Below are 15,197 nucleotides of genomic sequence, written 5' to 3' on the forward strand. Positions count from 1 at the left end.
TTAGGAGGTCTTTTTGTGGAACTATATGAAATAAAGTCTGATTTAGAACAATTAGAAGAAAAAATTAATAACTTTAGGGGGTCTCTTTGACTTAGATGAGTTGGAAGAGCAAATTGCTGAAGCTGAGAGTATGATGGCAGAACCAGGTTTTTGGGATGATAGTCAAAAAGCACAAACAGTTATTGATCAATCTAATCAATTAAAGGCACAATATGAAACTTTTAATGATTTAACAAATGGTTTAGAAGAATTAGTGTTAATGGTAGAAATGATTGAAGAAGAACCAGATGAAACCATGTTTGAAGAACTTGTAGAAGCTTTTAAAGCATATAAAGAAACAATTGAAGAATTTGAGTTATCTCAATTATTAAGTGACGAATATGACCACAATAATGCAATTATCGAGTTTCATCCAGGTGCTGGTGGGACTGAATCACAAGATTGGGGTAGTATGTTATTAAGAATGTATATGAGATGGGCAGACTCTAAAGGCTTCCAAGTGGAAACGATTGATTACCAAGCAGGAGATGAAGCGGGTATTAAGAGTGTGACGCTAATGATTAAAGGCTTTAATGCCTTTGGTTATTTAAAATCTGAACGTGGGGTTCATCGTTTAGTAAGAATTTCACCTTTTGATTCAAATAGTCGTCGTCATACATCTTTTTGTTCTATTGATGTAATGCCTGAGTTGACAGATGATGTTTCGATTGAAATTAAATCAGATGATTTAAAAGTTGATACTTACCGAGCTAGTGGTGCTGGTGGGCAACATGTTAATAAGACTGACTCAGCTGTTCGAATCACTCATATTCCTAGTGGTGTCATTGTTGCTAGTCAAGCTCAACGTTCTCAATTAAAAAATAGAGAACAAGCCATGAGTATGTTAAAAGCGAAACTCTATCAAATTGAAATGGAGAAAAAAGAGCAAGAAGCAGCTGCTATTCGTGGAGAACAAATGGAAATTGGTTGGGGTTCACAAATAAGATCTTATGTCTTTCATCCATATTCGATGGTTAAAGATCATCGTACTAATTACGAAGTAGGAAATACGCAATCTGTTATGGATGGGGATATTGATGGTTTTATTGATGCATACTTGAGGTTAAAAATGTCAAATTGATTTCAAAAAGAAAGACTGAAAATTTTTTGAAATAGAATTGTAATGTATTGACATGAACAACTAGCTAAACTCATGTTATACTAAACTAGAAATAGTGTGACTCATTATTATAGATAAGAACAGGTGAGGAGAATACTCATGATAGAAATGAAAAAAGTAACAAAAAAATATTCTAATGGGACAACAGCTGTTAGAAATTTATCAATAAACATTAACCAAGGTGAGTTTGTTTATGTAGTAGGGCCAAGTGGGGCAGGGAAATCCACTTTTATTAAATTAATGTACCGTGAAGAAAAAGCAACAAAAGGAACTTTAAATGTTTGTGGTTATGATTTATTAACTATTAAAAATAGAAATATTCCTTATTTAAGACGTGAAATAGGAATAGTCTTCCAAGATTATAAATTATTAACACAAAAAACAGTGTACGAAAATGTTGCCTATGCGATGCAAGTAATTGGAAAAAAACCAAGAGAAGTTAAAAAACGCGTTCTTGAAGTGTTAGACTTAGTTGGTTTGAAACATAAAGTAAGAGTGTTCCCTAATGAATTATCAGGGGGAGAACAACAACGTGTGGCAATTGCTAGAGCGATTGTGAATACACCAAAAGTATTAATAGCTGATGAGCCGACAGGGAACTTAGACCCAGAGAACTCATGGGAAATTATGGAATTATTAGAACGCATTAACAATCAAGGGACAACAGTTGTTATGGCGACACATAATAGTATGATTGTTAATGAAATTCGTCATCGTGTAATAGCGATTGAAAATGGTCGAATTACGCGAGATCAAGACGAGGGGGATTACGGATACGATGATTAGAAATTTTTTCAGGCACATTGGTAGTGCATTAAAAAACTTAAAAAGAAATGGTTGGATGACCTTAGCTTCCGTTAGTGCGGTAACTGTTACCTTAACTTTAGTGGGAATCTTTTTGGGCGTTATTTTAAACGTAACTAAAATAGCAGAAGATATTAATAATAGTGTGGATGTTTCTGTATTTGTTGATATCGGGACAGATGAAAAAGATACAAAAGCATTAGGTGAAGACTTAAATAAAATTGCTAACGTTGAAAAAGTAGTGTTTTCAAGTAAGCAAAATGAATACAAAAAATTAACTGATAAATTAGGCGATACTTGGAAGCTATTTGATGGTGATGATAATCCTTTATATGATGTTTACATTTTAACGTCAAAAGATTCAGATTCAATTAAGGGAATAGCGGAAGAAGCATCTAAATTAAAAAATGTACACAAAGCTGATTACGGTGGACAAAACTCAGATAAGATTTTTGCTATTTCCAAAAATGTTAAACTTTGGGGATCTATTGGGGCAGCGTTTTTAGTAGCAGTTGCTATGTTCTTAATTTCTAATACAATTCGAATTACAATTATCTCTAGAAAACGAGAAATTCAAATTATGCGCCTTGTTGGAGCTAGAAATGGATTTATTCGTTGGCCATTCTTCTTAGAAGGAGCATTTATTGGTGTCTTAGGTTCAATTGTCCCTATTTTACTGATTTCATTTGGGTATGCACAAGTCTATTATTTCTTTACGAAGAGTATGATGGCTACAGCATCTTACGAATTAGTGTTACCAACTACGCTGGTATTACAATTAAACTCATTGTTGGTTGTAATAGGAGTTGTGATTGGTTCATTTGGATCAGTTATTTCAATGAGACGATTCTTAAAAATTTAACATTAAAAAGGTTGATTCGAGAAGAATCAACCTTTTTTGTTTATCCGAATGTTAAATTTATAGAAAAAAAGATGACGTAAAAGTCATCTTTTTTCCTATAAGGGATGATATTAACCACTAAATATATTGGGGAATATAAAATTAGTGATTAGAAACTGTTTGATATTTGTTTACACTAAGTGTTTTAAGACGCAAGTTGGGGAGCTTGCATCTCTATTATAAATAAAAAACTGTGTTTCACATAAATTATAACACAAGTGTATTATAATTAAAAAGGTATATTAAAAAAACTTAAGCCGTCTATTTCTCTTCTTTATAATTGTAAAAAGAATGTAAAAAGACTTGCAATTTTCTTCAGTAAACTATATGTTTAGTTTGGATGAAAAAGCAAAAGAATTAATTTGTAAATTAATTGTAAAATCTAGGAGGTTAACTCGTGAAAAAATTGAGCAAAGCAACTGGACTACTAGCACTATCTTTAGTATTAGTTAGTTGCGGAAAAGTCGACAATGGTGAGTCAATTAATGCCGTTGGTTCTTCAGCCATGCAACCTTTAGTTGAGGCAGCTGGTGAACAATACAGTAGCACAAATATGGGGAAATTTATTAACGTACAAGGTGGCGGAAGTGGAACTGGATTAAGTCAAGTTCAAGCTGGTGCAGTTGATATTGGCAACTCTGATTTGTTTGCAGAAGAAAAAGATGGAATTGATAGTGAGTCTTTAGTCGATCATCAAGTTGCGGTTGTGGGCCTAACACCTATTGTTAATAAAGAAGTAGGTGTATCAGATATTTCAAAAGAGGACCTAAAGAAAATATTTCAAGGTGACATTACCAACTGGAAAGAAGTTGGTGGGAAAAATCAAAAAATAGTATTATTAAATAGAGCAGCTGGAAGTGGAAGCCGTCATACATTTGAACAATGGATATTAGATGGCGAAGATTCAAAAAACGCTCAAGAGCAAGAATCAACAGGAATGGTGCGACAAATTGTTAGTACAACGCCTGGAGCAATTAGTTATGTTGCATTTTCTTACGTAACAGATGATGTAGCAACACTAACAATTGATGGCGTGTCGCCAACAGAAGAAAACGTGATGAGAAATAAATGGCCAGTGTGGTCTTATGAGCATATGTATACAAAAGGTGAACCAAAGGGATTAACAAAAGAATTTTTAGATTATATGTTATCTGAGGATGTCCAAAAAGAGATTGTTCCTCAACTAGGTTATATTCCAGTTTCACGTATGACAGTAGAACGAGATGTTGAAGGAAATGTGAAGCCTAAATAAATGGCTTTATAATAGGAGGAAAAACGTTGGAAGATATTCAAAGTAAATTGCTTAAAAAATCACCTAAGAAAAAATTAGAGCAATTTGGTAAAACAATTAGTTTTTTAGCTATTACATTAATTGTAGCTGTTGTTGTTGCGATTTTCTATTTTGTTGCCAGTAAAGGACTAGCTACTTTTTTTGTAGACGGGGTAAGTCTAAAAGACTTTCTATTTGGAACAGAGTGGAATCCAAGTTCAGTTGATGAAAGTGGTCAACCATTAGTTGGCGCTTTACCTATGATTATGGGGTCATTTATTGTTACGTTCCTTTCGGCATTAATTGCGACACCTTTTGCTATAGGTGCGGCAGTGTTTATGACTGAGATTTCACCAAAATTAGGAACAAAAGTATTGCAACCAGTAATAGAATTATTAGTGGGTATCCCTTCAGTAGTTTATGGTTTCATTGGTTTATCAGTTATTGTACCTGCTGTAAGAAGTGTTTTTGGTGGTTCAGGATTTGGTATTTTAGCAGGGACGTTTGTCTTGTTTGTTATGATTTTGCCAACAGTAACATCAATGACAGTAGATGCCTTAAAAGCTGTTCCTAGACATTACCGAGAAGCATCATTAGCTTTAGGTGCAACAAGATGGCAAACAATCTATAAAGTGGTGTTACGTTCTGCGGTACCAGGGATTTTAACAGCAGTAGTTTTTGGTATGGCAAGAGCATTTGGTGAAGCGTTGGCCATTCAAATGGTTATTGGTAATGCCTCATTAATGCCTCATAACTTAATTACACCAGCATCAACTTTAACAAGTGTATTAACAATGGGTATTGGTAACACAATTATGGGTACTCTTCAAAATAATGTGTTATGGTCATTAGCCCTACTATTATTATTAATGTCATTATTCTTCAATATATTAACTCGTATGATCGGTAGAAAAGGAGCAATGAAATAATGAATGCAAAACGTGCAGACAAACTAGCAACAGGTATTCTTTACGGAATTGCTGTGATTATTATTACCATCCTAGCTAGTTTATTACTATATATATTAGGACGCGGCATTCCTCATATTAGTTGGGAATTTTTAACGCAACCTTCTAAGAGTTTCCAAGTAGGTGGGGGAATTGGAATTCAGTTATTCAACTCTTTCTATCTATTAATTATTACCATGTTAATCAGTATTCCGATTTCTTTAGGAGCTGGGATATATCTAGCTGAATATGCTAAACAAAACATGTTTACAAATATTATTAGAACATCTATTGAGGTATTAAGCTCATTACCATCAGTTGTTGTTGGTTTATTTGGCTTCCTAGTATTTGTTATTCAAGCAGGTTTAGGTTTCTCAATTATTTCTGGAGCCTTAGCCTTAACATTCTTTAATTTACCACTATTAACTAGAAATGTGGAAGAATCTTTAAAAGCAGTACATTACACACAACGTGAAGCAGGACTTGCTTTAGGTTTATCAAGATGGGAAACTGTTTTAAGAGTTGTTATCCCTGAAGCATTACCAGGTATTTTAACAGGAATCATTTTAGGAGCAGGTCGTATTTTTGGTGAAGCCGCTGCTTTGATTTATACAGCAGGACAAAGTGCTCCAGCATTAGATTTTACGAACTGGAATCCAATGAGTATTACAAGTCCACTTAATATCTTTAGACAAGCTGAGACTTTAGCAGTTCATATCTGGAAAGTAAATAGTGAAGGAAATATGCCTGATGGGGCACAAGTATCAGCAGGAGCATCTGCCGTTTTAATTATTGCTGTCCTACTTTTCAACTTCTTAGCTCGCTTTATTGGAAAGAGATTGCATAAAAAGATTACATCAGCCTAGATAAGGGGATTTAACATGAAAAAATATAATTTGGATGAGACACATATTATTCAATTAGATGAAACTGAGAAAAAAATAGAACTTGCAACAGACGATTTACATGTATGGTATGGGCAAAATGAAGCGATTAAAGGAGTTAGTTTACAGTTTGAAAAAAACAAGATTACTTCTTTAATTGGACCATCAGGATGTGGAAAATCAACTTATCTACGCTCTTTAAATAGAATGAATGATGAGATTGATGGAACGAGTATTACAGGGAAAATTATCTATGAAAATACGGACGTTAACTCAAAAGAAGTTGATGTTTACGAAATGAGAAAACATATTGGAATGGTGTTCCAACGTCCTAATCCATTTAGTAAATCAATCTATGATAATATTACATTCGCTTTACGTCGACATGGTTTAAAAGATAAGAACGAATTAGACGAGATTGTTGAAACAAGCTTAAAGCAAGCGGCCTTGTGGGATCAGGTTAAAGATAACCTAAACAAGAGTGCCTTAGCTTTATCAGGTGGTCAACAACAACGTTTATGTATTGCTCGTGCAATTGCAATGAAACCAGATATATTATTGCTTGATGAGCCAGCAAGTGCCTTAGATCCAATCTCAACGAGTAAAGTTGAAGAAACATTGATTAATTTAAAAGAAAATTATACAATTATTATTGTGACACATAATATGCAACAAGCCTCACGTATCAGTGATTATACCGCTTTCTTTTATATGGGTCAGGTAATGGAATATGATAAAACAAGAAAAATATTTACACGCCCAAAAATTCAAGCAACAGATGATTATGTCTCTGGACATTTTGGTTAAGGAGGAAGTTCATGTCTATTATTGAGTCTAAAGATTTACATTTATATTACGGGAAAAATGAAGCGTTAAAAGGAATAACGATGGATTTTGATAAAGGCGGAATCACTGCCTTGATCGGTCCTTCAGGATGTGGAAAATCAACTTACCTAAGAACATTAAATCGAATGAATGATTTAATTCCTTCGGTAACAATTACTGGAAATGTTACTTACAATGGTAAAGATATCTACAGTCCAAAAACAGATACTGTTTTGTTAAGAAAACAAATTGGAATGGTATTTCAACAACCTAATCCTTTCCCATTTTCTATTTATGAAAATGTTATTTATGGATTAAGACTTGAGGGGAAACATTCTAAAGCTGAATTAGATCAAGTTGTAGAGGAAAGTCTAAAAGCAGCAGCAGTTTGGGATGATGTTAAAGATAAGTTAAATAAAAGTGCCTTATCTCTTTCAGGTGGGCAACAACAGAGGGTTTGTATTGCCAGAGTATTAGCAGTAAAACCTGAAGTGATTTTATTAGACGAACCAACAAGTGCTTTAGATCCTGTTTCAAGTGGTAAGATTGAGAGCATGTTGTTAGAGTTAAAAAATGATTACACAATGATTATGGTGACACATAATATGCAACAAGCTTCTAGGATCTCAGATAAAACGGCATTTTTCCTAAGTGGCGATTTAATTGAGTACGATAAAACTAAAAATATCTTTTTAAATCCTAAGAAGCAACAAACAGAAGATTATATTACAGGGAAATTCGGTTAAAAGAAGGAGAGGAAAGTATGTTAAGAAGTCAATTTGAAGAAGATTTAACGAAACTACATGATAAATTTGAAAAAATGGGGCAAGATGTTAATATAGCAATCAGTAAATCAGTAAAGGCATTTATTGATCATGATAAAAGCTTAGCAAAAGAAGTAATTGCTGAAGATGACAAAATTAACGCTAAAGAGCAAGATTTAGAAAAGAAAAGTTTTGAAATGATTGCTTTGCAACAACCTGTTACATTAGATTTAAGAAAAATTGTAACAATTATGAAAGCTAGTTCTGATTTAGAACGTATGGGAGATCATGCCGTATCAATTGCGAAATCAACTATACGTGTTAAAGGTAATAAACGTGTTTTAGAAATTGAAAATGAAATATCTGAAATGGCAACACACGTTATGGCGATGGTTAGTGAAGTATTAGTTGCTTATATTAATACAGACAGCCAAAAAGCGATTGAGATTGCAATCAGTGATAAAGTAACGAATGATTACTTTAAATCAATCTACCGTCATTCAATTAGAGCGATGCAAGAAAATCCAGAAACTGTTATTGTTGGAGCAGATTATTTACAAGTTGCAGGTTATTTAGAGCGTATTGGTGATTATGTAACAAATATTTGTGAATGGATCGTATACCTAACAACAGGGAAAATAGAAGAGTTGGATCCAAAAAACTTTGAAGAGAACTAAGCTGAAAAGCTTAGTTTTTTTTATTCGTCATAATTTGTAACGAAGTTGTAATCTTATAAATAGCATTTATGTGATATAGTTTATAAAGTAATTAAATTAAGCCGAGGTAATATGAATGAAACTAAAAAAATCAATCATCTTAACAGCAGCAACAATTTCTATGATGGGATTAACATGTCCAGGAATTGTTCAAGCTGAAAGTATCGATAATAAAATAGCTAATGAAGAACAAAAAATCCAAGATTTAAACGCTAAAAAAGCATCATCAGATAATACTTTAGCTAATTTAGAATCGAAAATTAGTGAGTTAACTGTTGAAACAGATAACTTGTTAAATGAAAAAATTAAACTTGAAAAAGAAGTTAACCAACTAACTGTTGATATCAAAGAGTTAGAAGAGAAAATCGCTAAAAGAAATGAAAAAATTGAAGATCAAGCTAGATCTACTCAAATTAATCAAGACAAACAAGATATTGTTAATGTTTTATTAGATTCTGAGTCTTTATCAGATGCGATTGGTAGAACTGTAGCTTATACGAAATTAGTTTCTGCTAATAATGATATCATGCAAGCTCAAAAACAAGATCAAGAAGAATTAAGTGAAAAGAAAGTAAGCGTTGAAGAAAAGGTAGCGGAAGTAACTGAAAAAGCTACTATTCTAAAAGGTAAACAAGAAGAGTTAGAAAGCTCTAAAATAGCTCAAATTCAATTAGCAAATGAAATATTAAAAAATATTGACGATGCTCAAAGTAAAAAATCTGAGTTTGTAGCCCAAAAAGCAGAAGCTGAAAGAATTGCTGCTGAAGCTGCTCGTAAAGCAAAAGAAATTGCTGAACAAGAAAAAGCAGCCCAAAAAGCAGAAGCAGACGCTAAAAAAGTATTTGAACAAAAACAAGAAGCAGCTAAACAAGAAGCAGAAGAAAACTTAGAGCCTACTGGTCCATCATCAATTACAAAACCAACAGGCGATAAAGGAACTGCTGATAATAGTAATAGTCAAGAAAGTTATGCTAGTGGTTTCCAAAGACCATTAAACTCATTTACTATTACAAGTACATTTGGACCACGTCAAGACCCAACAGGTTTTGCTGGGGATTATCATGATGGTTTAGATATGGCAGCTCCTGGTGGAACGCCAATTATGGCTTCAAGAGCTGGTACAGTAGTTGAATCAAGTTATCATTATAGTGCTGGTAACCATGTTATTATTCAACATGATAACGGTTATTATACTTACTACATGCATATGAATGCACCTGGTATTGCATCAGGTTCAACAGTTTCTGCTGGAGATATTATTGGTAACGTAGGAACAACAGGTAGTTCAACTGGTGATCACTTACATTTTGGTATTTCAACAGGACTTTGGAGTGGATTTATGAATCCAGCACCATTCATTGGTTTATAAGAGATTTTAAGAGATGAGAAATCATCTCTTTTTTTGTACTTGTTAGGGGTTCTTGAGATAGATGGATAAATCCAACTCAAGACCTATGACAAAGCACTAGGAAAAAGGCATAATATGTATATAAGATTTATAAAACCTACAGGGAGGCTTTAACATGCAAGAAAGAGATAGAATTTTGGAATTAGTAAAAAAAGGAATATTATCGACTGAGGAAGCTTTGGTTTTATTGGAGAATATAGCAACTGAAAAAGATGAAAAATTGGTAAATAAAGAAGCGGCAGAGGTAAAGAAAAATGTGTCCTTTGAAAAAGAAGAGGAATCAGTGAGTGATGAACAGGAACGCTCATTTGAAGAATCTCTTTTCGAAAAAGAAGAAGAAGTTGATGCTGATGCTTTTTTTGAGAAGCTACAAGAAAACGAAAGAAAAGATCAAGAAAGATTAGAAAAGATATTAGCTGAAATTACAGAAGGTATTAACGAAGTTTCTGCTAATATAGATGAAATTACTGTTGAGGTTGATGGGTTAGATAAAGACATTACTGCTAAAGAAGAAGCTGTCACTGTTTTAAATACAATGGAAGAGTTAGATGGCTTAACTGATATTAAATTAGCTGAAAGAGAACAACTTGAAAAAGAATTAGTTTACTTGAAAGAAACAAAGGAACAATTACAAGAAGAACGTGAAGGATTACGAACACAATTAAAAGAGTTTAAAAAAGAACAAAAAGAAACAGTCAAAGAAGAGTGGAAAAATAAATTTGATATCCCAGAAGATTGGAAAGAGCAAGCAAACGAAACGTTTACTCAAGTAGGAGAAAAAGTTGGCGAAGCAGGAAGTCAATTTGGAGCTTTTATTAAAAAAACAATTGAAGCTGTAACTAGTTCAGTTAACGATAATGTTGACTGGAAAGATATTAATATCAAAGTTCCAGGAGTTGCTAGTCAATCATTTTCACATGAATTTGTATATCCAGAAAATGAAGCAACAATTATTGATGTCAAAGTTGCTAACGGTAAAGTAGTTTTCAAAGAATGGGATGAAAAAGACATTAAAGTTGCCGCTGATATTAAATTCTACGGTAAAGTCAATGCGGATAGTTTATTTGAAGCATTCTTAGAACGAGCAGATATTGATGTGGATGATGAAAGAATTTCATTCCAAATTCCTAATAAGAGAATGAAAGTAGATTTAGTATTCTATTTACCAAAACGCAACTACGATCATATGTCAGTGAAAATGTTAAACGGTGATATTAAGATAAACAATTTAAACTTAGGGGATATCTTCCTTAAAACTACTAATGGTGAGATTGAGATTGATGGCGTAACTGCTAGCATGTTAGAAGTTGAAGGGGTGAATGGTGAGGTTGATGTTAAAAATAGCCAAATCATCGATTTCTTAGGAGAAACAGTTAATGGTGATGTACGATTGAAATCAGATATTAAGAGCGCTAAAGTATCTCTTATTAATGGTGAAATTAGAATCACAGTTCCTAAAAATAGTGGACCTAAAAAAATTGAAGCATCTGCTGTTAATGGAACCATTAAATTAGCTTTACCAACAGAGATTGGCATTGAAGCAACAAGTAAGACTAATTTTGGTAGTATTAAAAACCGACTAAGCAACATTGATATGATTCGTGAAAAGAAAGATAAAACAAATCAATGTGAAGAATTTAGAAGAGATGTATCAGATAGTTTAGTATACGTTAATCTCTCTACAACAACAGGAAGTATTCTTTTAAAGGATACAGATAATTAATTAAAATGGAGTGAAGTGAAATGAATAAGAAATTAACAAAATCAAGATCAAATATTGTTATCTCTGGTTCTTTAGCGGGAGTAGCTGAATATATAGGGATTGACCCAACGATAGTCCGAGTTATTTATGTGATATTATCATTAGTAACAACAGGCTTTCCAGGTTTCTTACTATACATAGCTTTAATGGTTTTATTACCTTCTGGAAATACACGTCAAGAAACATATTACAATACGTATAAGCGTCCATATGAACATCCTTATAAAGGAAGTGCTGGGAGAAAAGGAAGCAAACCAACTAAAACAAGAAAAGAAGCTGAAAAATTAGATGACAATGCTGATGACTGGAGCGACTTTTAATGTCGTTTCTTCAAAGATTAGTTGTTAACACGCTAGCTTTCATTTCACTCTCAGTTTTGTTTCCCACAAAAATCTATGTAGCTAGTTTTACAATTGCTATTGCAGCAAGTTTAGTTCTATCGCTTTTGAATATGTTTGTAAAACCAATATTACACTTATTATCATTACCGATAACATTAATAACTCTAGGTTTGTTTAGTTTTATTATCAATGGAGGAATTTTAAAAATGACTTCATACTTAGTCGGAGAACAAAATTTAGCATTTTCTAGTTTCGGGGCTGCAGTTTTAATGGCTATGATTATGTCTTTAATAAATGCCATTGTAGCCGATCATAATGATAGTAAATACCGTTAAGAAGTATATTGTAGAGAAGTCAGTCTAATAAAGATTGGCTTCTTTTTTATTTAACCAAAAGAAGTATGCTTTTTATGAGAAGAATGAGTGATTTCCTAGAATATAAAGCCGTAAAATGATAAACTAGAACAGTCGAGAATGAATTTTAAATGAGCTAAGGAAGTGAGTAAAAATGGTACAAATTAAAGATATTGTTAACGAATTACAATTAGACGTCTATTCAGGAGAGTCTTTTTTAGATAGAGTTGTTTCCTCAAGTGAAATATCAAGACCTGGTTTAGAATTAACAGGATATTTTAACTATTATCCAGCTGATAGAATCCAGTTATTTGGAAAAAAAGAAATTACGTTTACTGAAAAAATGACATCAATTGAAAAAGAAATGATTTTTAAAAAGCTTTGTGCAGAAGATACACCGTGTTTTGTTGTAGCAAGGGGATTGAAAGTTCCAGAAGAGTTGGTAGAAATGACCAAAGAAAAAAATATACCGATTATTCAATCAACTATTTCAACATCACTTTTATCAGGTATTATTTCTAACTATGTGGAAAGTAAACTAGCAGAACGTGTATCTATTCATGGTGTATTAGTAGAAGTATACGGATTAGGTGTATTAATTCAAGGAAGTAGTGGAATTGGTAAAAGTGAGACAGGTTTAGAGTTAATTAAGAAAGGACACCGATTAATCGCTGATGATAGAGTTGATATTTATCGTCAAGATGAGCGAACTGTAATTGGTGAGGCTCCAAAAATTTTAGAGCATCTAATGGAAATTAGAGGAGTTGGGATTATCGACATCATGAATTTATTTGGTGTTAGTTCCGTTCGAAAAAAATCTCAAATTTCTTTAGTAGTAAACTTACAAGATTGGACACAAGATAATAAGTATGATCGTTTAGGAAGTAGTACCGAAACGATATCCCTTGGTAATGTACCAGTACCAAGAATTACTATTCCAGTATCAACAGGTCGTAATGTAGCGACAATTATTGAAGTTGCAGCCATGAACTTTAGAGCAAAAACTCTAGGCTATGATGCAACTAAAAAATTCGAATCTAATTTAAGTGAATTAATAGCAGAAAACTCTGTTGACAAGGAGAAGTAGTGAATGAAGATTTTAACAGTTAATCCAACAGCTTTTACTCTTTTTGGTATTGATATTCAGTGGTATGCCATTATTATTGTATCTGCTATTGTTTTAGTATCATGGATGGCTTCAAAAGAAGCTGTCAAAGTAGGATTAAAAGAAGACGATGTTGTGGATATGATGCTGTGGGCATTACCTATTTCTATCGTAGGAGCAAGACTTTATTATGTCTTGTTTGAACTAGATTACTATTTAGCAAATCCAGGACAAATTTTAGCTATTCGAAACGGTGGTTTAGCCATATATGGTGGACTTATTGCGGGAGGTTTAGTGATTTTCTTCTTTACACGTCACCGTTTTATTTCTACTTGGAAGTTTCTAGATATTGCAGCTCCAAGTGTGATTTTAGCTCAAGGGATTGGTCGTTGGGGTAATTTTATGAATCATGAGGCATATGGTGAAGTAGTTAGTAGAAGCTTCCTAGAAAGTCTTCATTTGCCTAAATTTATTATTAATAATATGAATATTGATGGAGCTTATCGTCAACCAACTTTTCTTTATGAAAGTGTTTGGAATGTGTTAGGATTTGTTGTCTTAGTTGTTTTAAGAAGAAAACCAAACTTCTTAAAAGAAGGAGAGCTTGCTCTACTTTATGTTATTTGGTACTCATTTGGTCGTTTCTTTATTGAGGGAATGCGAACAGATAGTTTAATGATTGGTGATTTACTAAGAGTTTCACAAATTCTTTCAGGTGTGTTATTCATTGGTGCTATTGCACTTTTAGTATACAGAAGAAAGAAAATGACTTTACCATTTTATGATAGAACAAAAGGAGATAAGAAAGCCTAAGGGCATTCTTATCTTTTTCCTTATCATTATGTAGTGAGTGTGATAAACTTATTAGTGATAAATAGATAGATTAAAGGAGCTTTTACATAATGAAGCAAAAAATAGCTGTGTTAGGAGCAGGTTCTTGGGGAACAGCTCTAGCGATGGTTTTAGTAGAAAACGGCCATGACGTAACGATTTGGGGACATCATGCTGATCAAATGATAGAAATGAACGACAATCATACTAATCATAAATACCTACCAGATATTCAATTACCTTTAGGTTTAAAAGCAACTTCTGATATGAAAGAATGTGTTAAAGAAGCAGCAGCAGTACTTTTTGTTGTTCCTACTAAAGCAATGAGAGAAGTAGCTAAATCTTTCGTAGAAGTTTGTGATAATAAACCTGTTATTATTCATGCTAGTAAAGGCTTAGAACAAAATACTTATAAACGAATTTCAGAAGTGTTACTTGAAGAAATACCAGAAGAACACCGTCAAGATGTAGTTGTTTTATCTGGACCAAGCCACGCTGAAGAAGTCGCTGTTAAAGATGTGACAACAATTACAGCAGCTGCAGCAGACTTATCATGTGCAGAATTTGTTCAACAGTTATTTTCAAATGAATACTTCAGAGTTTATACGAATCAAGATATTATTGGTGTCGAACTAGGAGCAGCTTTAAAGAATATTATTGCTTTAGGTTCTGGAGCCTTACATGGTTTAGGTTACGGGGATAATGCAAGAGCAGCTATTATGACACGTGGTTTAGCTGAAATTAGCCGTTTAGGCGTAGCTATGGGAGCTGACCCATTAACCTTTATCGGTTTAAGTGGTGTGGGTGATTTAGCTGTAACTTGTACAAGTGTCCATTCAAGAAACTGGCGTGCAGGTGACTTATTAGGTAAAGGTCATAGTTTACAAAATGTTTTAGATAATATGGGAATGATTGTGGAAGGTGTTTCTACTACAAAAGCAGCCTACGAATTATCTAGAGATTTAAACATTGATATGCCTATTACAGAAACAATTTATAAAGTTTTATATGAAGACGAAGACGTTGATAAAGTCATTAAACAAATCATGTTACGTGAATTTAAATCAGAACAAGAATTTTAAAAGTGGCAAAGAGACTAGCAAACCGTGCTCAGTCTCTTTTTCATT

The 15,197-nt window shown here is 33.1% G+C and carries 16 protein-coding genes; all 16 read left to right on the forward strand.

Annotation, left to right across the window (positions count from 1 at the left end; genetic code table 11):
• Positions 1 to 15 precede the first annotated feature (15 nt).
• The 16 genes from prfB (at position 16) to ACODH8_RS01870 (ending at position 15,152) form a co-directional block, all read left to right on the forward strand.
• A protein-coding gene (gene prfB, locus ACODH8_RS01795; RefSeq protein WP_332465531.1) for a peptide chain release factor 2 occupies positions 16 to 1,120 on the forward strand; the annotation gives its coding sequence in 2 pieces (ribosomal slippage) (positions 16 to 87 and positions 89 to 1,120; 1,104 coding nt in all).
• Positions 1,121 to 1,258: 138 nt separating this feature from the next.
• Positions 1,259 to 1,945, forward strand: coding sequence for a cell division ATP-binding protein FtsE (gene ftsE, locus ACODH8_RS01800; RefSeq protein ID WP_332465530.1), 687 nt, complete (start codon positions 1,259 to 1,261; stop codon positions 1,943 to 1,945).
• Positions 1,938 to 2,825, forward strand: a complete 888-nt coding sequence (ftsX, locus tag ACODH8_RS01805) for a permease-like cell division protein FtsX (RefSeq protein WP_420517469.1) — start codon at positions 1,938 to 1,940, stop codon at positions 2,823 to 2,825. The genes ftsE and ftsX overlap by 8 nt, the downstream gene beginning before the upstream one ends.
• 436 nt (positions 2,826 to 3,261) lie before the next feature.
• The gene (locus tag ACODH8_RS01810) at positions 3,262 to 4,116 is read left to right on the forward strand and encodes a phosphate ABC transporter substrate-binding protein PstS family protein (protein WP_332465528.1); all 855 of its coding nucleotides are present in this window, start codon (positions 3,262 to 3,264) and stop codon (positions 4,114 to 4,116) included.
• 26 nt (positions 4,117 to 4,142) lie between these two features.
• On the forward strand, positions 4,143 to 5,063 hold the full coding sequence (pstC, locus tag ACODH8_RS01815) for a phosphate ABC transporter permease subunit PstC (protein ID WP_420504352.1): 921 nt from the start codon (positions 4,143 to 4,145) through the stop codon (positions 5,061 to 5,063).
• Positions 5,063 to 5,947 (forward strand): phosphate ABC transporter permease PstA, encoded by an 885-nt coding sequence (gene pstA / locus ACODH8_RS01820; protein ID WP_420504351.1) that lies wholly within the window; start codon positions 5,063 to 5,065, stop codon positions 5,945 to 5,947. The genes pstC and pstA overlap by 1 nt, the downstream gene beginning before the upstream one ends.
• 15 nt (positions 5,948 to 5,962) lie before the next feature.
• A complete protein-coding gene (gene pstB / locus ACODH8_RS01825; protein WP_332465525.1) occupies positions 5,963 to 6,772 on the forward strand; it encodes a phosphate ABC transporter ATP-binding protein PstB in 810 nt (269 codons plus the stop codon).
• 11 nt (positions 6,773 to 6,783) lie between these two features.
• A complete protein-coding gene (gene pstB / locus ACODH8_RS01830; protein ID WP_332465524.1) occupies positions 6,784 to 7,536 on the forward strand; it encodes a phosphate ABC transporter ATP-binding protein PstB in 753 nt (250 codons plus the stop codon).
• 17 nt (positions 7,537 to 7,553) lie between these two features.
• Positions 7,554 to 8,231 (forward strand): phosphate signaling complex protein PhoU, encoded by a 678-nt coding sequence (gene phoU / locus ACODH8_RS01835; RefSeq protein WP_332465523.1) that lies wholly within the window; start codon positions 7,554 to 7,556, stop codon positions 8,229 to 8,231.
• A 115-nt stretch (positions 8,232 to 8,346) separates the two neighbouring features.
• Positions 8,347 to 9,639, forward strand: coding sequence for a murein hydrolase activator EnvC family protein (locus ACODH8_RS01840; protein WP_332465522.1), 1,293 nt, complete (start codon positions 8,347 to 8,349; stop codon positions 9,637 to 9,639).
• Positions 9,640 to 9,793: 154 nt separating this feature from the next.
• Positions 9,794 to 11,401: a daptomycin-sensing surface protein LiaX gene (liaX, locus tag ACODH8_RS01845; protein WP_420517470.1), complete on the forward strand. Its 1,608-nt coding sequence runs from the start codon at positions 9,794 to 9,796 to the stop codon at positions 11,399 to 11,401.
• Between the two features lie 20 nt (positions 11,402 to 11,421).
• Positions 11,422 to 11,760, forward strand: coding sequence for a PspC domain-containing protein (locus ACODH8_RS01850; protein ID WP_332465520.1), 339 nt, complete (start codon positions 11,422 to 11,424; stop codon positions 11,758 to 11,760).
• Entirely contained in the window at positions 11,760 to 12,116 is a 357-nt protein-coding gene (locus ACODH8_RS01855; protein WP_332465519.1) for a phage holin family protein, read from the forward strand. Before ACODH8_RS01850 ends, ACODH8_RS01855 begins: the two co-directional genes overlap by 1 nt.
• Before the next feature lie 172 nt (positions 12,117 to 12,288).
• A complete protein-coding gene (hprK, locus tag ACODH8_RS01860) occupies positions 12,289 to 13,221 on the forward strand; it encodes an HPr(Ser) kinase/phosphatase (protein ID WP_332465518.1) in 933 nt (310 codons plus the stop codon).
• 3 nt (positions 13,222 to 13,224) lie between these two features.
• A complete protein-coding gene (lgt, locus tag ACODH8_RS01865) occupies positions 13,225 to 14,052 on the forward strand; it encodes a prolipoprotein diacylglyceryl transferase (protein ID WP_332465517.1) in 828 nt (275 codons plus the stop codon).
• An 89-nt stretch (positions 14,053 to 14,141) separates the two neighbouring features.
• Positions 14,142 to 15,152, forward strand: a complete 1,011-nt coding sequence (locus ACODH8_RS01870; protein WP_332465516.1) for an NAD(P)H-dependent glycerol-3-phosphate dehydrogenase — start codon at positions 14,142 to 14,144, stop codon at positions 15,150 to 15,152.
• Positions 15,153 to 15,197: the final 45 nt, after the last annotated feature.

Source organism: Vagococcus fluvialis, from assembly GCF_048815235.1.
Taxonomy (GTDB): Bacteria; Bacillota; Bacilli; order Lactobacillales; family Vagococcaceae; genus Vagococcus.

Bases quoted from the DNA above. Each gene is read 5' to 3' on its own strand.
- ACODH8_RS01855 (WP_332465519.1), top strand. From the start codon at position 11,760: ATGTCGTTTCTTCAAAGATTAGTTGTTAACACGCTAGCTTTCATTTCA.
- ACODH8_RS01840 (WP_332465522.1), top strand. From the start codon at position 8,347: ATGAAACTAAAAAAATCAATCATCTTAACAGCAGCAACAATTTCTATG.
- pstA (WP_420504351.1), top strand. From the start codon at position 5,063: ATGAATGCAAAACGTGCAGACAAACTAGCAACAGGTATTCTTTACGGA.
- ACODH8_RS01870 (WP_332465516.1), top strand. From the start codon at position 14,142: ATGAAGCAAAAAATAGCTGTGTTAGGAGCAGGTTCTTGGGGAACAGCT.
- lgt (WP_332465517.1), top strand. From the start codon at position 13,225: ATGAAGATTTTAACAGTTAATCCAACAGCTTTTACTCTTTTTGGTATT.
- ACODH8_RS01850 (WP_332465520.1), top strand. From the start codon at position 11,422: ATGAATAAGAAATTAACAAAATCAAGATCAAATATTGTTATCTCTGGT.
- ftsE (WP_332465530.1), top strand. From the start codon at position 1,259: ATGATAGAAATGAAAAAAGTAACAAAAAAATATTCTAATGGGACAACA.
- pstB (WP_332465524.1), top strand. From the start codon at position 6,784: ATGTCTATTATTGAGTCTAAAGATTTACATTTATATTACGGGAAAAAT.
- pstB (WP_332465525.1), top strand. From the start codon at position 5,963: ATGAAAAAATATAATTTGGATGAGACACATATTATTCAATTAGATGAA.
- hprK (WP_332465518.1), top strand. From the start codon at position 12,289: ATGGTACAAATTAAAGATATTGTTAACGAATTACAATTAGACGTCTAT.
- phoU (WP_332465523.1), top strand. From the start codon at position 7,554: ATGTTAAGAAGTCAATTTGAAGAAGATTTAACGAAACTACATGATAAA.
- ftsX (WP_420517469.1), top strand. From the start codon at position 1,938: ATGATTAGAAATTTTTTCAGGCACATTGGTAGTGCATTAAAAAACTTA.
- liaX (WP_420517470.1), top strand. From the start codon at position 9,794: ATGCAAGAAAGAGATAGAATTTTGGAATTAGTAAAAAAAGGAATATTA.